This window comes from Chryseobacterium hilariae (genome assembly GCF_051400735.1).
In the GTDB taxonomy this organism is placed as follows: Bacteria; Bacteroidota; Bacteroidia; order Flavobacteriales; family Weeksellaceae; genus Chryseobacterium.
In genome coordinates this window covers 259,920-278,569 of the sequence record NZ_JBLFFJ010000001.1, presented here as the reverse complement: position 1 = coordinate 278,569, position 18,650 = coordinate 259,920, and the positions used below count along the sequence as shown (strand labels likewise).

Annotated in this window: 21 protein-coding genes and 1 riboswitch; of the genes, 13 read left to right on the top strand and 8 right to left on the bottom strand. The window is 36.6% G+C overall.

Annotated elements, in window-relative coordinates; genetic code table 11:
- Nucleotides 1-85: 85 nt before the first annotated feature.
- Both ACMGDK_RS01310 and ACMGDK_RS01305 read right to left on the bottom strand, forming a co-directional pair.
- Nucleotides 86-541 carry an HRDC domain-containing protein gene (locus tag ACMGDK_RS01310; protein ID WP_436806263.1) on the bottom strand — a complete coding sequence of 152 codons (456 nt, stop codon included), beginning with the start codon at nt 539-541 and terminating at the stop codon, nt 86-88.
- A gap of 14 nt (nt 542-555) precedes the next feature.
- Nucleotides 556-888, bottom strand: coding sequence for a single-stranded DNA-binding protein (locus tag ACMGDK_RS01305; protein WP_436806262.1), 333 nt, complete (start codon nt 886-888; stop codon nt 556-558).
- Between the two features lie 376 nt (nt 889-1,264).
- Between ACMGDK_RS01305 and ACMGDK_RS01300 the strand changes: the two genes are divergently transcribed.
- From ACMGDK_RS01300 to ACMGDK_RS01285, 4 genes are read left to right on the top strand one after another with little or no spacing between them, the layout of a single operon-like run.
- Complete coding sequence (locus tag ACMGDK_RS01300) at nt 1,265-2,170, top strand: arginase family protein (protein WP_436806261.1); 906 nt, start codon at nt 1,265-1,267, stop codon at nt 2,168-2,170.
- Nucleotides 2,170-2,772, top strand: a complete 603-nt coding sequence (locus ACMGDK_RS01295; protein ID WP_436806260.1) for an HPP family protein — start codon at nt 2,170-2,172, stop codon at nt 2,770-2,772. The genes ACMGDK_RS01300 and ACMGDK_RS01295 overlap by 1 nt, the downstream gene beginning before the upstream one ends.
- A 4-nt stretch (nt 2,773-2,776) precedes the next feature.
- Nucleotides 2,777-3,121 (top strand): hypothetical protein, encoded by a 345-nt coding sequence (locus ACMGDK_RS01290; protein ID WP_436806259.1) that lies wholly within the window; start codon nt 2,777-2,779, stop codon nt 3,119-3,121.
- 28 nt (nt 3,122-3,149) lie between these two features.
- Nucleotides 3,150-4,061: a TIGR01777 family oxidoreductase gene (locus ACMGDK_RS01285; RefSeq protein WP_436806258.1), complete on the top strand. Its 912-nt coding sequence runs from the start codon at nt 3,150-3,152 to the stop codon at nt 4,059-4,061.
- 44 nt (nt 4,062-4,105) lie between these two features.
- Here ACMGDK_RS01285 and ACMGDK_RS01280 read toward each other — a convergent pair whose 3' ends face one another.
- Nucleotides 4,106-4,462: a MarR family winged helix-turn-helix transcriptional regulator gene (locus ACMGDK_RS01280; RefSeq protein WP_436806257.1), complete on the bottom strand. Its 357-nt coding sequence runs from the start codon at nt 4,460-4,462 to the stop codon at nt 4,106-4,108.
- A 113-nt stretch (nt 4,463-4,575) separates the two neighbouring features.
- Here ACMGDK_RS01280 and ACMGDK_RS01275 point away from each other — a divergent pair, with 113 nt between their 5' ends.
- The 4 genes from ACMGDK_RS01275 to ACMGDK_RS01260 all read left to right on the top strand — a co-directional run bounded on the left by ACMGDK_RS01275 (nt 4,576) and on the right by ACMGDK_RS01260 (nt 9,301).
- Nucleotides 4,576-6,825: an ATP-binding cassette domain-containing protein gene (locus ACMGDK_RS01275; protein ID WP_436806256.1), complete on the top strand. Its 2,250-nt coding sequence runs from the start codon at nt 4,576-4,578 to the stop codon at nt 6,823-6,825.
- Between the two features lie 140 nt (nt 6,826-6,965).
- Complete coding sequence (gene nudK / locus ACMGDK_RS01270; protein WP_436806255.1) at nt 6,966-7,547, top strand: GDP-mannose pyrophosphatase NudK; 582 nt, start codon at nt 6,966-6,968, stop codon at nt 7,545-7,547.
- A 60-nt stretch (nt 7,548-7,607) separates the two neighbouring features.
- The gene (locus ACMGDK_RS01265) at nt 7,608-8,264 is read left to right on the top strand and encodes a DUF2306 domain-containing protein (protein WP_436806254.1); all 657 of its coding nucleotides are present in this window, start codon (nt 7,608-7,610) and stop codon (nt 8,262-8,264) included.
- A 272-nt stretch (nt 8,265-8,536) separates the two neighbouring features.
- A complete protein-coding gene (locus tag ACMGDK_RS01260; RefSeq protein WP_436806253.1) occupies nt 8,537-9,301 on the top strand; it encodes a hypothetical protein in 765 nt (254 codons plus the stop codon).
- Nucleotides 9,302-9,394: 93 nt separating this feature from the next.
- Here ACMGDK_RS01260 and ACMGDK_RS01255 read toward each other — a convergent pair whose 3' ends face one another.
- On the bottom strand, nt 9,395-9,841 hold the full coding sequence (locus ACMGDK_RS01255) for an Lrp/AsnC family transcriptional regulator (RefSeq protein ID WP_436806252.1): 447 nt from the start codon (nt 9,839-9,841) through the stop codon (nt 9,395-9,397).
- 104 nt (nt 9,842-9,945) lie between these two features.
- Between ACMGDK_RS01255 and ACMGDK_RS01250 the strand changes: the two genes are divergently transcribed.
- Nucleotides 9,946-10,419, top strand: a complete 474-nt coding sequence (locus ACMGDK_RS01250) for a carboxymuconolactone decarboxylase family protein (protein ID WP_436806251.1) — start codon at nt 9,946-9,948, stop codon at nt 10,417-10,419.
- A gap of 51 nt (nt 10,420-10,470) precedes the next feature.
- Here ACMGDK_RS01250 and ACMGDK_RS01245 read toward each other — a convergent pair whose 3' ends face one another.
- Nucleotides 10,471-10,932: an Lrp/AsnC family transcriptional regulator gene (locus ACMGDK_RS01245; protein ID WP_436806250.1), complete on the bottom strand. Its 462-nt coding sequence runs from the start codon at nt 10,930-10,932 to the stop codon at nt 10,471-10,473.
- A gap of 154 nt (nt 10,933-11,086) precedes the next feature.
- A riboswitch (cobalamin riboswitch) is annotated at nt 11,087-11,271 on the top strand.
- 294 nt (nt 11,272-11,565) lie between these two features.
- Here ACMGDK_RS01245 and metE point away from each other — a divergent pair.
- Nucleotides 11,566-13,896: a 5-methyltetrahydropteroyltriglutamate--homocysteine S-methyltransferase gene (gene metE, locus ACMGDK_RS01240; RefSeq protein ID WP_436806249.1), complete on the top strand. Its 2,331-nt coding sequence runs from the start codon at nt 11,566-11,568 to the stop codon at nt 13,894-13,896.
- 55 nt (nt 13,897-13,951) lie between these two features.
- On the opposite strand, the gene ACMGDK_RS01235 is transcribed toward metE, so the two are convergent.
- Complete coding sequence (locus tag ACMGDK_RS01235; protein ID WP_436806248.1) at nt 13,952-14,953, bottom strand: NADP-dependent oxidoreductase; 1,002 nt, start codon at nt 14,951-14,953, stop codon at nt 13,952-13,954.
- A gap of 13 nt (nt 14,954-14,966) precedes the next feature.
- Nucleotides 14,967-15,734: an SDR family oxidoreductase gene (locus tag ACMGDK_RS01230; RefSeq protein WP_436806247.1), complete on the bottom strand. Its 768-nt coding sequence runs from the start codon at nt 15,732-15,734 to the stop codon at nt 14,967-14,969.
- A gap of 236 nt (nt 15,735-15,970) precedes the next feature.
- Here ACMGDK_RS01230 and ACMGDK_RS01225 point away from each other — a divergent pair, with 236 nt between their 5' ends.
- Entirely contained in the window at nt 15,971-16,396 is a 426-nt protein-coding gene (locus ACMGDK_RS01225) for a winged helix-turn-helix transcriptional regulator (protein ID WP_436806246.1), read from the top strand.
- Between the two features lie 91 nt (nt 16,397-16,487).
- The gene (locus ACMGDK_RS01220; protein ID WP_436806245.1) at nt 16,488-16,934 is read left to right on the top strand and encodes a KTSC domain-containing protein; all 447 of its coding nucleotides are present in this window, start codon (nt 16,488-16,490) and stop codon (nt 16,932-16,934) included.
- A gap of 152 nt (nt 16,935-17,086) precedes the next feature.
- On the opposite strand, the gene ACMGDK_RS01215 is transcribed toward ACMGDK_RS01220, so the two are convergent.
- Entirely contained in the window at nt 17,087-18,034 is a 948-nt protein-coding gene (locus ACMGDK_RS01215) for an NADP-dependent oxidoreductase (RefSeq protein WP_436806244.1), read from the bottom strand.
- Nucleotides 18,035-18,165: 131 nt separating this feature from the next.
- On the opposite strand from ACMGDK_RS01215, the gene ACMGDK_RS01210 reads away from it, so the two are divergent.
- Entirely contained in the window at nt 18,166-18,513 is a 348-nt protein-coding gene (locus ACMGDK_RS01210; RefSeq protein WP_436806243.1) for a winged helix-turn-helix transcriptional regulator, read from the top strand.
- Nucleotides 18,514-18,650: the final 137 nt, after the last annotated feature.

Sequence of the window (18,650 nt, the reverse complement as noted above, 5' to 3'; positions counted from 1 at the left end):
AATTGAAAGGACTTTTCCGAAGATAAAAAAGCTGAGGAAGATTATTCCCCAGCTCTCGATGCATTATCATTATTACATTCAAAAATCAGACACTTTCAAGAATCTCCAGGATCTCTTCACCATAGTTTTCAATCTTATGTTTTCCGAAACCTTTGATCTCAAGCAGCTCTTCTTTTTTAACAGGCTTATACTTAGCCACAGACATCAGTTCTTTATTGCTCGCGATAAAATAAGTAGGAAGATTCTGTTCTTTAGCCTTCTCAGATCTCCAGCACTTCAGGGCATTTAAAATTTTCTCTTCATCGGAGTTTAAAACATCATTATCTGCAGAGTATTTTACTGTCTTTGGCTCTTTTACTGTATTCCTAGCTACTTTCAGCTCTTCAAAATACAGGATTACGGACCAATAACATTCATCATTTACAAAAGCGGTTTCCACTTTTATAATTTCGTTCACTTCAAGAAAATCATCAAGCATTTTTTGATCTCTAGGGAGAAATTCTTTTGAAAGTCTGATTTTAAAAACTTTTACGTTCATCATTTGTGTTTTTAGAATTATTTGCCTCCTAAAAGCAGGATTTCATCAATCCTGATCTCCGTTATATAACGCTTAATGCCGTCTTTGTCATCATACGATCTGTATGTAAGTTTTCCCTCAATGGCAATTTCCTTTCCTTTAGGTACATATTTCTGAAGGATTTCAGCTGTTTTTCCAAAAGCAATCAAATTGTGCCATTGTGTTTCTTCCACTTTTTCACCTTTTGCATTCGTGTAATGATCGCTGGTAGCTAAAGACACACTTGCTTTTACATTTCCGCTTTCGAAGTTTACTGTTTCAACTTCTTTACCTGTGTAACCAATTAATGTTACTTTGTTTCTTAGTGACATAACTTTTAAATTTTTAGATTAATAATTCAGACAAGAGACGTTCACTGTCTTCTCAAATCTCTGTTACAAAGATTGTTACACCAACTCATCTTAGTCGGTTATAAACTATTTAAATTCATTTGTATTCGTTTGTTGTCGGATGTTTTCTTTAAAAATTTTGTTGCAGCCTGATTTTATTCCTCGTTAAAATACAAGCCATTCTTATCAATCAACAGATAAAAAATTATCCTCAACTTTTACTGTATAAAATTTTAAACATTTTTTTTCTACCAATTTTCCCATTAAATCAATATCTAAAGACTCACTAAAAATATTTCCCTGTTGAATTTATCCGTTTGCAAATGGATAATTCCGTATCTTTGAGAAAACATCACCTATGAAAAGAAACATCAATATTTTTGAGTTTCCTCTCAATCTGGGACTGAAGAAAAAAGAGCATGAAACTGAACCCGGCGTCAGGAAGCTTCCGGAATGGCTCAGAAAATTTAAGTTTCATAAAGAAATCAATCCTGTCAGTATTTTCAGACTAGAAGCTCCAGAATATGCTATGGAACTCGATCATGAATCTGGTGTTTTAAATGCTGATACCATTGTTGACTACGCTCAGAAACAAGCGGATCTTATTCTTAATAATCATCAGGAAAATACTTTTAACATCATGCTTGGAGGTGACTGCAGTATTCTGATAGGAACTTCTCTGGCTTTAAGAAAACTTGGTAATTTCGGTCTTTTCTATCTGGACGGGCATACAGATTTTATTCCGGCTCATCTTTCCGAAACCGCAGCAGCTGCCGGAATGGATCTCGCTATTATCACAGGAAACGGACATGAGAAATTAACCAATATTCAAGGGCTTAAACCTTATTTTTTAGAAGAAAATATCTTCTGTGCAGGAAATGCAGAAACGGATGATGAAGAGTATGTGGAACAGATCATTAATTCTGATATTCAGTATTTTGATGTAGAACTGCTAAGGATAAACGGTTTTAGAAAAACAGCTGAGGATTTTTTACAAATGGTGGAAAAAAAGGGTCTGGATGGCTTTTTTATACATTTTGATGTTGATGTCCTGAAAGATGAGCTGATGCCTGCCGTAGACAGCAGAATGCAAGAAGGAATCGATTATGAAAATCTTAAAGAGATCCTGTGGCCATTAATCCATTCTCACCTATGCTTTGGAATAGAGATCACAATCCTTGATCCGGATTATGATGAAAACGGTATATACACGAAGCCTTTTGTAAAAAATTTAATTCAAATAATAAAAAATAAAGAAGATTAATGAAGAAGACCATAAAAAGAACGTTAAGAGTTTCAAAATATGTGATTTATAAAGAAACTCTGGTTGACTATAAAGAACATTTCTGGTCCTTTTTGGGCGCGTTTGTCGGGATTGGAATTATTGCATTTATTCAGTCCCATTCTTTAGCTGCCACTGAGAACATCTTCCTCATCGGTTCCTTTGGTGCATCAAGTGTTTTGATCTATGGGGCTATCCAGAGCCCTCTTGCACAGCCCAGAAATTTGGTGGGCGGACATGTTATTTCAGCACTTGTTGGTGTTACCGTTTATAAGCTCGTTCCGGATATCATCTGGCTTTCCGCACCTTTAGCTGTAGCTTTTTCCATTGTACTGATGCAGTACACCAAAACACTTCATCCTCCCGGAGGAGCAACAGCACTGATTGCAGTGAGTTCTACAGGGAAAATTCCGGAGCTGGGATATTGGTATGTACTTTCTCCGGTTTTATCGGGCTGCATTATTCTTTTACTGGCAGCCCTTTTATTCAACAATATAACTTCGAACAGAAGCTATCCTTCTCATACGAGGTTTAAACGGTTATTAAGGAAAAAACATGAACATCCACATAAAATGAAAAAATAAAAGTATGAACTGTCTCGAATGTGGCGAAAAAATTATCGGGAGGTCTGATAAAAAATTCTGCAATGATGCCTGCCGGAATGCCTACAATAATAAGCAGAATAAAGATTCTACCAATCTGATGCGGAATGTGAATAACAAGCTTCGCAGAAATTACCGTATCCTCATGGAACTGAATACAGATGGCAAAGCGAAAATTGCAAAATCGAGGATGGATGGCTTGGGTTTTGATTTCGATTATTTTACCAATCTGAAAGTTTATAAGAATGGCTCTGAATACAGGTTTATTTATGACTACGGCTATAAGCTTCTGGAAGATGATTTTATCCTGATCGTAAAGAATCAGAGATAATTTCCCACCTATCCTTAAATATTCAATTATGAAAGAAATTGTTCTTATCACCGGTGCCAGCGGAATGATCGCACAGAAACTCTCAAAAAAGATAGAAAATGATTACACCGTAAGATTCCTGACAAGAAAGAAAAGGCATGACAATGAATTTGAATGGGATATCAAAAACGGAACAATGGATGAGACTGCTCTTGAAAATGTTTCCCATATTATCCATCTTGCCGGTGCCAACATTTCAGAAAAGCGATGGACGAAGGAAAGAAAGCGCGAACTGATATCCAGCCGTGTGGATTCTGCAGGACTTCTTTTAAAAGCCGTAAAAAATAAAAAAATAAAGCTTACATCTTTTATTTCCGCCTCGGGAATCAACTATTACGGAACGGTAACCACAGAAAAGGTTTATACTGAGAAAGATCCTCCGGGAAATGACTTTCTGAGCGAGGTTGTGGTTTTATGGGAAAGATCGGCAGACGATTTCAAAGAGCAAAATCTGGCAGAAAGGGTTGTGAAAATACGGACAGCCGTTGTTCTTTCTAAAGAAGACGGAGCACTGAAAAAAATGGTTCCCACTATAAAATACGGCATCGGGTCTGCTTTAGGAAGCGGAAGACAATATATGCCATGGATTCATATTGATGATATCTGTTCTGTTTATCTCGCAGCTCTGAAAAATTCTGATATGGATGGAGCTTACAACGCAGTTTCTCCTCAGCATACTACCAATGAGAATTTAACGGAAAAAATAGCTGAAGTACTGAAAAAACCTTTATTTATGCCTAATGTCCCTGCATTTGTTTTAAAAATGATATTTGGAGAGCTTGCAGATGCTTTGCTGGAAGGTTCAAGAGCTTCTTCGCAAAAAATACAGGATACAGGATTTCAATTTAAATTTCCTGATCTGAAGGGAGCTTTGGAAGATCTTCTGAAAGAGAATAGCTAATTTAGCAACAGAAAGTATTATATACCTATCTTAATGAACTACATTCAGATCTTCATATTTTCCAGAATTTTTTTAAGCAAAGCTGTTAATGTCACTAATTCTGTTTCGTCTAAGATAGCAGAAGCCTGATCTGCTACTGTTTTTCGGAAATCTTCAGAATTATTGATCAGAAACTTACCTTTTTCTGTCGCTGAAAGATTAAATATTCTTCTGTCTGAAATACTTTGCTTTTGCTCAACAAGATGATTATTGACCAGAAATTTGATCTGTTTTGAAATCGCTGGCTGGCTGACCTTAAATGCTGCTGCAATCTGTTTTCCTGTAACCTGATCCTTCCGGTATATATATTCTATAATATTGTAATGTGTTGCAGTAACACCACTGATATTTCCCTTGTTCATATTAGCCAATATAAAACACTGAAGGTCAGTAAAAGTATTAAAAAATTGATCCTTTTCTATTTCCATAAAAATACTTAACTTAGTTAACTATTAACAAAGTTAATGAAATTATTATGAAAGAAATCATTATCACCCATGCAAAGCAGAATAATCTGAAGAATATTTCATTACGCATTCCAAAAAATAAAATAACGGTCTTCACTGGGGTTTCAGGATCCGGAAAATCGTCGTTGGTATTTGAAACCATAGGTGCCGAGGCTCAACGCCAGATTAATGAGACACAAAACAGTTTCATAAGGAACCGTTTACAGCATTTTGGAGTTCCGAATGTTGAAAAAATCGAAAACCTTAATGTGCCTTTTATCATCAATCAAAAGAGGCTGGGAGGAAATGCACGCTCAACAGTAGGAACAGCAACAGATATTTATGCTTCCCTCCGCCTACTTTTTTCCAGGATAGGTAAACCGTTTGTGGGATATTCCAATGTATTTTCTTTCAACAATCCTCAGGGGATGTGTCCCGAATGTGAAGGTTTAGGATATGTACAGACCGTGAATACGGAAACTCTTTTTGACAAAAATAAATCACTGAACGAGGGTGCCATACAGTTTCCCACATTTCAGCCCGGAGGCTGGCGACTGACACGTTATATTTATTCAGGGTATTTTGACAACGACAAAAAGCTTAAAAACTTTACAGAAAAAGAATGGGAAATGTTACTGAATGCCAAAGAACATATTCCCAAAAATCCGACCAAAGAATGGGGAAAAACAGTCCGGTATAAAGGTGTGATTCCCAGAATTGAAAGTTCATTTCTGAAAAAGGATTCTAAAGAAAATATTACGCGAAAGGATACTTTAAAAAAGGTTATTATTACTAAACCATGTCCGCTTTGCCAGGGGAAACGGCTCAATTCAAAAGTTCTGTCCTGCAAGATTGAAGGTAAAAGCATTGCAGACTGCACATCATTATCCATTGATGAACTGCTTGTTTTTATTCAGAGCTTATCATCTGAAATGTATTCTTCTGTAATTAATGAGTTGACAAAAAAGCTTCAGAATCTTATTGATATAGGCTTGCAGTATCTGACACTGGACAGACAAACTGACACCCTCTCAGGAGGAGAATCCCAACGGATAAAAATGGTAAAACAGCTGGGAAACAGCCTCGTAGATCTGTTGTATATTTTTGATGAACCCAGTATAGGTCTTCATCCTAAAGATATTGACCATATTGTAGATATCATCAAAAAAATAAGGGATAAAGGCAATACCGTCTTAATTGTTGAACATGACCCGGATCTCATCAAAATAGCCAATCTTATTGTTGATATGGGACCTGATTCGGGAAAAAACGGTGGTGAAATTATGTATCAGGGAACTTTTAATAATCTAAAAAATGCGAAAGGTAAAACGGCCGATTATTTTAACAAAACCCGTACTTATAATAAAGCCCCAAGATCAGCTAAAGGTTATCTGGAAATAAAAAATGCCCAACTTCATAACCTAAAAAATATTAGTGTAAAAATACCTACAGGCATAATGAATTTAGTGACCGGTGTGGCAGGATCGGGGAAAAGCACTTTGATCAATAAAGTTTTACCCTTGTCCTATCCGGTAACCGTAGTAGACCAATCAGTTTTTACAGCCAGCATCCGCTCTAATCTGCTTACTTATCTTAATCTGTCAAATACTGTCAGAAAGCTTTTCTCCAATGCCAATAATGTTTCTGAAAAACTTTTCAGCCGCAACGGTGAAGGTGCCTGTTCCAATTGCAGAGGGCTGGGCGTGGAAAAAATAGATCTTGCTTTTATGGATGATATTGAACAGCCTTGTGAAGTATGTCACGGATCAGGATATAAGCCTGAAGTTTTACAATATTTATATCAAGGGAAAAACATCGCTGATATCATGAATATGACCGTTCTGGAAGCCCTGCAGTTTTTTCCCGGGCCCGGATTTGAACATGAACTCAGCCTGCTGATTAAATTAGGGCTGGATTATCTGACCCTGGGGCAGCGGCTGGACAGCTTTTCCGGAGGTGAAAGACAACGTTTAAAGCTAACCAAAGAGCTGAACCGTACAGATAAGATTATTGTTTTGGATGAACCCAGCACAGGACTCCATCCTATTGATAATGAAAAGCTGCTTTCTTTCTTTGATGAACTGGTAAATAATGGGAATACCTTAATCGTTATTGAACATAACCTGGACATTATAGCTCAGGCAGACTGGATCATTGATATTGGCCCTGGAGCCGGAAAACTGGGCGGCAATATTGTATTTGAAGGAACCGTGAAAGACCTTTTATCAACACAATATTCCCAAACTTCTGTTTATTTAAGAAAACATTTGGAAGCATAGGGGTTATAGCATAATTTATTTTTTATAAATCGTGTAGATTTTAAAGGTATTTTAAATGTCTGTTGGAAAAGAAATATTAATTTAGCATTTCATATCACGAGCCTAGTCAGGCATTATCACTTAATATAGAAGCAAGCCCAATGCAGAACCCAAACATTAGTATTCTTAAAACAGAAATTTTATCAGACAACTGGTATACACTCAATAAAGTCACTTACAGCATTACAAAAAAGGACGGAACCACAGAAACCCATAGCAGAGAAGCTTACGACAGAGGAAACGGAGCTGTTATCCTGCTTTATAATAAAATTTCGGGCAATGTGATCTTAACCAGGCAGTTCAGGCTTCCTACTTTCATCAATGGAAATGCCACAGGGATGCTTATTGAAGCGTGCGCCGGCCTTTTGGATAATGACAATCCCGAAGACTGTATAAAAAGAGAGACAGAAGAGGAAACAGGTTATAAAATTTCAAAAGTAGAGAAAGTATTCGAAGCCTACATGTCTCCCGGCTCCGTAACGGAAATTCTGCATTTTTTCATCGCTGAATATTCTTCTGAAATGAAGATCGCAAACGGTGGCGGGCTTGAAGAGGAAGGGGAAAACATTGAAGTTTTAGAACTTTCTTTTGATGATGCTCTTGCCATGATAGACAGCGGAGAAATCATGGATGCCAAAACCATCATGCTGCTGCAGTATTTACGCATCAAACGCATTGTATAGAAATAACAAACGGTGTGAAACATGCTTATAGCCGCCTATTGCTAAAACTATTTTAAAAGGATGACAATTAGGATCATCAGGATATTTGCTGCCGCAGCCATCTTTATTTTCAGTATTCTGATGCTGAAGACGATCTCCCAATATACAGGTTTTGATAAAAATGTGGGTTTTCTCATGTTTAAACAGAAAGTGGTCAGTAATCCGTATTGGATGACATTTTTTTACATTCACATTTTTTCAGTCACGCTTTGTTTATTGGCTGGACTCACTCAGTTTTCAAACCGGTTTTTAAGTGAAAACACAGCACTTCACAGATGGATAGGAAAAATTTATGTTTACAATATTCTGATCATCAATGTTCCGGCATGTTTTGTATTGGGATTATTTTCAAATGGTGGAATCATAGGGATTACAGGGTTTATGCTTCAGGATATTCTCTGGGCTTATTTTACGATTGCTGCCGTTCTCCTCATTAAAAAAGGAAATACTGCAGGGCACAAAAGGTATATGATCCTAAGCTATGCAGTTACAACCACAGCTATCACTTTCAGGATTATAAAGAATCTGTTCTATCAGGAAAATCTGCATGATTATGAGCTGTTTTATGGACTGAATGTCTGGGTTTCCCTGATTCTCAATCTTGCAGCAGCTTATTTTATTATCAGAAGCCAAGCATTATCTCTCAAAACTTACGTTCATCATCAAAATAATAAATGAGATAAACAGCAACAATGCATAGGACACAATGAAGATCAAACCATTCAAGACTATTCTGTGCTGAGATTTTGATGTCCAACGGTTAAAAAACCGCATCACCAGATAAGACAATCCAGCCAGGATCAGTAAAGTAAAAATAAAAAAAACAAAGCCCGAGTCCATTAGATATTAATTTATGTCAAAACTATTATTTTAAAATTAAAAAACATAATAAGATCTCTAAATTAAACTCAGGTTCAGAATATTTCCGAATAAAGTTTATAACAAAATATATGAAAAAATTACTATTTACACTTTCATTTACTTTTTCTGCAATGGTTTTAGGACAGAAAACAGCTGGTAAGACAGCCAATCTGGTACTTTATTCTTACCAGACCTTTAACTGCGATAATAAAGGATATTTCGATCCCCGAAAATATAAAAAAGAAGAAATAGATGGATCTTTCAAACTTCTATATACACTCAATGGGGTTTCTTTTGACAATCATACTGTTTTTAAGCTTTCCGATCTTGAAGATATTCGAAAAAACAAAAATACTTATCTGCAGCAACTTGAAAAACAGTATCAGGAGAAGAAAAAGAAGCTGTATGACCTTAAAGTAATTAATCTTCCGGAATGGAGAAAACTTCACCAGGAAACAATACGGTCTTTTGAAGGTGAATATCAACTCAAAAAAGAAGAACTTAAGGCTTACTCTGATCCGGCATCTCTAAAAAACAGTAAGTTTTACACTACGTGCAAAGAATATATTGATGCAGTTTCTTCTTCCGACAAACAGAAAATGTACGCCGTTTGGAAAAACTTTGTCGAAGCCAAAAGCAAGGATAATGCTGATCCACAATCAGTAATTGATAAGTTCAATGTCCAATTCAACGATCCGAAGAAAGATGATTATGCGCTGATCCAATTGATTGGTTTCGGATTCTACAACTGTGCCAACGGTAGTTTCAGACCTGATCCTAATGATGAGGGAGCACTTTATGAAAAATTTGATAAGATCTTTACTAAGCTGAAACAGGACTGTGATGAGCCGTAATTTTATTTAATGATTCAAAAATTTAATGATTTAAAAAATTAGGCAGCATTCGTTTTCGGGTGCTGTTTTACGTTTCCGTATAAGAAATTTCTGTTATTGAGCTCGAAAAAAATGATTGGCTTTTATTTCAGACAGCTGAACTGATGTGGAAGGAATTCCAAATTTAAGCAACCGGTCGATAATATGTTCAAGATGGGTACTGTCTTTCAACACACATTCAGCAATGAGGCAGTATTCTCCTGTGATTCTTTTATAGCTGATGATCTCTGGGAAATGTTTCAGGTGGTCAATAAATATTCTAAACTCATCATTTTTAAACTTCAGATGAATAATGACTTTCAAGCTGTATCCGAGAAGGCCATAATCAATATCTGCTGTAAAACTTTTAATGACACCGGTATCAGTAAGGTTCTGTACTCTTTCTTTTGTAGCCGATTGAGAAAGAGAAATTTTGCGCCCTATTTCAGCATAGCTTAGCCTGGAATTTTCAGTCAGTAACCGTAAAATTTTATGGTCAAATTCGTCTAAAACGATTTTCATTGTACTTTGAAATTAAATCAGTTGAAATCTTCAAAATTATAAAATTTAACCATGAAATCCATTTTAAAATCACATGAATTAGACAGAAATTTGACATAAAAAATATGACAACAATTGAATTTTCAGACAATGGAAATACACCATTTGAAAAGTTAATCGGGCACAATCCGGAAATACTTGCAAACTGGAATTCTCTTGAAGAGACTTTCTTTAAGAATACAGCATTAGATCCCAATTTACTCGAGCAGGTGCGAAGAACCATGGCTTTTGGCAATGGCTGTGAATACTGTATGGTAAAAGGCGGAAGACCCAATTTCAGTCAGTCAGATCTTAAAATTTCCGTAGCCGTAAGCTTCGCAGAGCTATTCTCTAAAGATCACCGTTCCATACTCAAGAGCCATTTCAGCATGTTGAGAGAATTCTTTTCCGGAAAAGAAATTTCGGAGCTCTGCACCTTTATCAGTTTTATCAGTGCTTCCCAAAAACTGGGGAAAATATTTAATCTGACTGAAGAATATCAACAAAATGCAGTAGTGAGAATGGAGCAGTTAATTTTATTTAAAGATCAAAAAATTTAATGATTTAAAGATTATAATGGCAGTATCCGCTGAGGTACTGCTTTTTATTTTCTATATACTCACTCCGTGAATATTCTTAACCTCAGCCATCACAAAAGTACTGTGTGCACTTCCGATGGAATCCAATGAGCCCAGCTTATTAAATACAAAATCCTGGTAATGTTTCATATCTCTTACCTGAACCTTAAGGAGAAAATCGAAGTCTCCTGAAATATTATAGCATTCAGCAATTTCATCAATCTGTAAAATATCTTCTACAAGCTGATTTCCTACAGAACGGTCATGGATCTTAAGCTTGATTTGGCAAAAAACTGTAAACCCGCGATTCAGTTTCTCTGCTTCCAGAACGGCTGCATAATGCTTGATATATCCTTCTTGCTCAAGTCTTTTCATCCGTTCGAAAACAGGTGAAGGTGAAAGATTGACTTCTTTTGCAATCTCTTTTACAGTCAATTTCGCATTCTTTTGCAGGATTCTAAGCAGTTGAAGATCCCTTTCATCCAGTCTTTCCACAGAATAATATTCTTTTTGAGGTTATATTTTTCAAATGTACAGAATATTTAACTTTAAAAATACAGTCAAACCAAACTATATTCCTAATTATTATAATTCAGCCAATCAATTCACTTTAATTAATACCTTTGACACAGATTTTGTTCTTTAACATACTTCATCAAACAGAAGAGGTTTTACATAACGTAGATTAATAGGGAATCGTGTGAGAATCACGAGCTGTCGCGCAACTGTAAGTAGCACACCAAAAGTTTTTATCCGGGAGATCCACTGCCAACAGCGGGAAGGATGATAAAGACCGTTACAAGCCAGGAGACCTGCCTGTTCTGAATTGACAATGCTTTCGCGGTCTGAAGCTTTAGATCATACAGATGATACTTTTGAATGTATTGGGTTTTAAATTTAATTTTTGATTTAAACGCAAAGTTTTTTTATGTTGGCTTTTTATTATATAAGGAACCCAATTTAAAACTTTGCTTCAAAAATAAACCTTTAAGCCAATTTTTCTTATTTGACAGAAAAATCACGTCCTAATTGTATCTCTTCTATTTCTAAAATTACTTTCTTCGGCGGCATTGTGAAGCATCTCTAGAGAACTTTACCCTTATTATTTAATTAAAAGTTAAAAAGAAAATGCAAACACACCTACTTGGCTATCCGCGTATTGGTAGCAACAGAGAACTCAAAAAAGTCTGCGAGCAGTATTGGTCAGGCAAAGCAACATTAAATGAGCTCCTGGAAACCGGAAAAAACATCAGCCTTCAAAATTGGAAACTTCAACAAGCTGCAAGAATTGATCTTGTTCCCTGCAACGATTTTTCTTATTATGATCAGGTTCTGGATATGACCCTGTCTGTCGGGGCCATTCCGGAGCGCTATAAAGAAATTGCCTCAAGAGCATCCAATTCTGAGCTTGATCTGTATTTTGCAATGGCAAGAGGCTATCAGAAAGACGGTCTCGACATTACCGCCATGGAAATGACAAAATGGTTTGATACGAATTACCATTACATTGTTCCTGAATTTCATAAGAACCAGCAGTTCAGGTTATTTTCCAAAAAGATCATCAGTGAATTCGTCAGTGCAAAACAAGCCGGAATTAATGCCAAGCCAGTCATCATCGGTCCTCTCACCTATCTTCTTCTGGGAAAAGAAAAAGAAGAAGGTTTTGACAAGCTTGATCTGGCTCAAAACCTGCTTCCTGTTTATCTTCAGATTTTAAAAGAACTGGAAAATCACGGTGCCGAATATATTCAGTTTGATGAGCCTTTTCTGGCATTAGATTTAAATGAAAAAGCAAAGGAAACCTATCAATTTATTTACACCGAAATCAGGAAACAGTTTCCCAATTTAAAGTTCATCGTGACCACTTATTTTGATGGATTACAAGATAATCTTTCATTAGCGGCTTCCCTTCCTGTAGATGTCCTGCATATTGATCTGGTACGTTGTCCTGAACAGCTGGATGAAGTTTTAAATGTTATTCCTCAAACATTAAGTTTATCCTTAGGTATTATAGACGGGAGAAACATCTGGAAAAATGATTTTGAAAGATCATTAGGCTTCATCGAAAAAGCAGTATATGCGATTGGTTCAGAAAGAATTTTCATAGCCCCTTCCTGTTCTCTGCTCCACTCACCTTATGACCTGGATCTTGAGACAAACGAAAAGACATTATCTCCTGAAATTAAGCAATGGATGGCTTTTGCCAAACAAAAAGTTGATGAAGTTGTAGCCTTGAAAAAGCTGGCTTCAGGAAAGGCAGATTACCAGGCTTTACAACAATATGCAGAAAATAAAAAGGCCGTTGAAACCCGCAAAACCTCAGCATTGATCCACAATCAGGATGTAAAAGACCGTGTGGATGTAACCACTGAAGATGATGCGAAAAGAAACAGCCCGTTCAGCATAAGGAAAGAGGAACAGCAGAAAATTCTACAGCTTCCTTTGTTTCCTACTACAACAATTGGCTCTTTTCCTCAGACTAAAGAGGTTAGAGCATGGAGGTCGAAGTTTAAAAAAGGTGAACTGACCGCTGAGCAATATGATGATCTTCTTAAAAAAGAGACAGAAAGAACGATCCGCTGGCAGGAAGAAATCGGCATTGATGTGCTGGTTCACGGAGAATTTGAGCGTAATGATATGGTGGAATATTTCGGGGAACAGCTTTCCGGGTTTGCTTTTACTCAAAACGGATGGGTTCAGAGCTACGGCAGCCGATGCGTAAAACCTCCGGTGATCTATGGCGATGTTCACCGTCCGCATCCGATGACGGTTTACTGGTCCCAATATGCCCAATCTTTAACTCAGAAATGGGTAAAAGGAATGCTTACAGGTCCTGTAACGATTCTTCAATGGTCTTTTGTACGTGATGACCAGCCTCGTTCTCTTACCTGTAAACAGATTGCACTGGCAATCCGTGATGAGGTGAATGATCTTGAAAAAGCAGGAATCAGAATCATACAGATCGATGAACCGGCTATCAGAGAAGGGCTTCCGCTCAGACGATCCGAATGGCAGCAATATCTTAAATGGGCTGTAGAAGCGTTCAGGATTTCATCTTCCGGTGTGGAGGATGCAACGCAGATCCATACGCATATGTGCTATTCTGAATTTAATGATATTATCCAGAATATTGCTGATATGGATGCCGATGTGATCACGATAGAATGCTCAAGAAGCCAGATGGAACTGCTGAATGCTTTTGCAGATTTCAAATATCCGAATGAGATTGGTCCGGGAGTTTACGATATCCACTCGCCAAGGGTTCCTTCAAAAGAAGAAATGGTTGAATTGCTGAAAAAAGCGCAAGCCGTTATTCCTGCACAGCAGCTTTGGGTAAACCCTGACTGTGGTTTGAAAACCCGCCATTGGGATGAGACTGAAAAGGCGTTGATTGCCATGGTAGAAGCTTCAAAAGAAGCCGCAAAAATTTTTGATAAAGAAGGAAATTTAGTTAAATAATAGGATTTGTGCAGGAGTTTTTAAGCTCCTGCTTTTTTTGTTTTGGTCAAAAAAATTATAGCATCTTTATGACTACTTTTCCTTTTGCATGGCCACTTTCTACATATTTCACTGCTTCATTAGTATTTTCGAACGAAAAAACTTTGTCGATGACAGGTTTTATTTCTCCTGCTTCTATCAATTTTGTAATTTCTGCTAATTGCTTTCCATCAGCTTTCATAAAGAGAAAAGAATAATTAATATTTTGCTTATCCGCTTTTTTTCTGATTTTACGGCTCAACAATTTTGTCACCAATTTTATATACCAAGGCAGGTTAAATTCATCTGCAAATGCAGGTGTTGGCGGACCGGAAATTGAAATGATTTTTCCTTTTGATTTCAGGATATTGAATGATTTTTCCAGGGTTTTGCTGTCCTGACTGTTCAGTACAACGTCATAATCAATCAGAATATCTTCAAAATTCTGTGTTTTATAATCGATCAGTACGTCTGCGCCAAGGCTCTTCAAAAGTTCAAAACTTTTTTCGCTGGCAGTAGTAGCAACCGTTGCCCCTAAATATTTTGCCAGCTGTATAGCAAAAGTTCCAACACCACCGGACCCGGCCTGAATAAAAACTTTCTGACCGGCCTGAACATTAGATTTTTTAACCAAAGCCTGCCAAGCCGTTAAACCCACCAAAGGAATTGAGGCCGCCTCTTCCATTGTCAGGTTTTTAGGCTTTAAAGCCACATCCTTTTCATTAATAGAAATAAATTCCGCAAAAGTTCCTATATGGAAATCTGCTGCCCTTGCATAAATCTCATCCCCTACTTTAAAGCTTTTTACTTTTGAACCTACTTTTGTGATGACTCCTGCCACATCATGACCTAAAATCAACGGCATTTTATAAGGTAAAATGAGTTTAAATTCACCGCTTTTTATTTTAGAATCCAGAAGATTAACACTTGCTGCATAAATCTGAACTAAAACCTCATTTTCTTTGACAACGGGTTCAGGCAGATCTATAAGTTGAAGCGCACTGTCTTTTTTATAACGATTGATACCGTATGATTTCATAATTTGAGTTTGTTTATGGTTTAAGGTATTGTTCTGACCTCTTGGGGTTTACTAAACCAAATGTGAATTTAGGAAAAAATCTGTGCAGAAAATAAACCAGTTTTGTATCACCTATCCGAATTGTATATTGATCTTTCTGTAATCCTAAAATCAAACCTTTTACGAGTTCTTCCGGTGTCATTTTCTTATCTTTCCTTGCGGCAGTCATTTCCGTATCCACAACCGGAGGAAGTAATTCAAATATCCTGATTTTGCTATCGATAATCCGTAAATGTTCTCTGAGTGATTGGGTGTAAAATGCCAGCGCCGTTTTAGAAGCCGAATAGGTAGCTTCAAGAAGTGACGGTACATACCTCAGGATGGAAGTGGTATTGATAATAGCACTTTCTTTTCTTGATTTCAGCATCTCCAGAAAAAGATTATTTAAACGTATTACCCCTAAATAATTAACTTCCATTTCGTATACAGCATTTTCGATATGTTTTTCGGTGGGAATTCCCAGATTGATGGGCGCCGCACCAACGCCGGCATTGTTGTACAAAATATCAATCCCACCCATTTCTGAGACTTTATCAAAAAGTAGTTTAGCATCTTCAGCAACAGATACATCACTTTGGATGGCAGTGAGATTTGGAAACTGTTTTTTTGCAGCGTCAAGTTTATCCTTACTTCTGCCTGTAATAATAACCTTCGCACCTATTTTTAAAAACTGCTTCGCTGCTTCCAGCCCTATTCCTGAAGCTCCTCCTGTTATCAGAATTGTTTTTCCTTTTAATTCCATGATACTCTATTTAAAATGAAACCCCTCTTTTTGTCAGACGATCTGCTCTTCTTATTATCAGAACCCTCAAAGTCCGATTGTTTCGATCTAAATGGATATTACTGTAAGAGTTAAAAAGAGTATTTTTCATTGTATTGTAAAATTAATTTGTTAAATTCGCTTGCATTTTACAAGTACAAATTTATACAATAACTTTTAAAATGCAAGTTATTTTTTTTAATTATTAAATTTATCTTATGTCAACTTCAAAAAAGAGATCAGATTGTCCTATCAGCTGCTCACTGGATATATGGGGAGACAAATGGTCATTGCTTATTATCAGAGACCTTCTGTATGCCAAACAGTGCACTTATGGAGATTTCTTAAAATCCGAAGAAAAAATAGCCACCAATATTCTGGCTTCCCGCCTTCTCATGCTGGAAGAAAACAAGCTCATCATCAAACTGGACCATCCGGAAAGTAAAGCTAAAGTATTATACAAACTCACCCAAAAAGGTATTGATCTACTCCCTGTCCTGATTGAAGTTAATCTATGGGCCGAAAAATATTCTGACATTCCGGAAGACCAGAAACTGATGTTAAAAGAAGTAAAAAAGGATAAAGAAGCTTTTATAAATAAGCATATTAAAGAGCTGAGTAAAGAAACAAAGATGAAAATCTAGCAAATACTCCAAATAAATTAATACTGAATAACTTACGTTTTTCTCAATTAAAAACCTTAATTTTGCACCCCGAAATAAGGATTCTACAGTTATGAAAAAATTAGGCGAATACAGAAAGCTTCTTGAAGTTGATAAAACCGTTACTTTAAAGGAATTAAAGACCATTTACAGGAATACAATGAAAGATACGCATCCTGATAAATTTGCCAATGACGAAGCTGGAAAGCTGGAAGCAGAGGAAAAAAGCAAATCTGTGATTGAAGCCTACCATTTTTTGGTAAGCATTAACGAAGAAACACAGGAGAAATATAAAGAAGAATATACTGAAACCATTACAAAATCTAATATCCAGGATTTTTATCTGGAGAAAGCGGTTTTAAAAATTCAGCATCTGAACGGAATGATGTACGAATATATTGGAGTTCCGAGAAATACATACATCAAAATGGTTAATTCCGATTCACCGAGCCGTTTTGCAAGAAGACACATTTATGGAAACTTCATCTACAGAAAGTCTGGTGAGGTAATGGCAGATTAATCTGCCACATAAAATAAATACAAGCTTTCGGTTATCCGGAAGCTTTTTTATTTTCAGGAAAATAGGGTTGTATTTAAAACAAAAAGCGCATCAGAAATCTAATGCCTTTTTAATTAATTGAAAATCCGAAACACGGAAAAGATACTTTCTGTTTATAAGGTTACCACTATTTTACCTACTACCCTTTTTGTTTCGAGTTCCAAATGAGCGTTAGCCATTTCCTCAAAAGAAAAAATTCGATGGATATGGGGAATCAGGGATTTATTTCCAAGTAAGTCAGCAATGGCCTCAATTGTTTCTTTTTTAGAAGCTACCATCATAAATTCAAGATTAACATTCTGCTTTTCCGCTTTATCCTGGATATTTTGGGAAATTTCAGGTGAAGGTAAGGTTACAATAATACCTCCGGGACGCACCACATCAACTGATTTCAGCAGTGTTTCTCCCTGAATGGTATCAATAACAATATCGATGTCATCAGCAATATCAAGACTGTCTTTTTGGGTATAATCAATATGCTCATCCGCTCCGATAGACAGAACAAATTCCTTATTATTTGCGGAGGAAGTTCCTATCACATAAGCTCCAAAATATTTAGCGATTTGTACCGCAAAATGCCCAACTCCTCCTGATGCAGCATGAATCAGAACTCTGTCATTTTTTTTGATTTTAGCAACATCCACTAAGGCCTGATAAGCTGTTACTGCCGCTAAAGTAGCTGCTGCTGCCTCTTCAAATGTATGATGTTCAGGAATCAGTGCCAGATGACTTTCAGGAGCAGCTGTATATTCTGCATAGGCTTTTCCGTCCCCGAAAAAGTTTATCATTCCAAAAACCCGGTCTCCAATTTTAAAATCGGTTACTTCCTGTCCTATTTCACTCACTTCACCTGCAATATCCCAGCCTAAAACTACCGGTCTTAGATCACCATATATCCAATTGAGAACATCATCATACGCTCTGGCATTTACATCAACCGGATTGATACTTATTGCTTTTACCTGTACCAATACTTCATTATTTTTTATTTGCGGCTTTACCGTATCAGTTAACTGGAGCTTATCAACGCCTCCGGCTTCATTTAAAATAATTGTTTTCATTATATTTTTTCCTTTAAGGTCAAAACAAAAGTAAATTAATGCTATATTACAGACAAGTATGCACTTTTTTGTACGCTACACACTAAAAACATACTATTACTGATTATCAAAGTATTAATTTTAATAAAATCATGAAAAAATATCTGAATGACGAACCTTCCTGCCCTGTAGACTATGCATTTAAGAGAATTGGCGGAAAATACAAAGGAAGAATACTGTGGTATCTGCATGTAAAGACGATCATGCGCTACGGCGAATTACGAAAAACGCTCTCCGATATCACCCCGAAAATGCTTACCCAGACTTTGCGTGAACTGGAAGATGACAGCCTGATCAACAGAAAAGTATATCATGAAGTTCCCCCAAAGGTAGAATATTCTTTGACCGATGTGGGCCAGCAGCTCATTCCTTTTATTGACTATTTACGGATATGGGGAAATGAACAAATGGAAAAACAAAAGATAAAACAAACAGTATAATATAACCTGAGTCCGGAACAAGAAAATACCTGAAAGAAAGTGGATTTTTCTCGCAAGGCAAACAAAGTAGATTTTTGACATATTAATAAGGAGACAAGGGCATTTCATTCAGCAAAGTAAGACCAATATATTCCCCT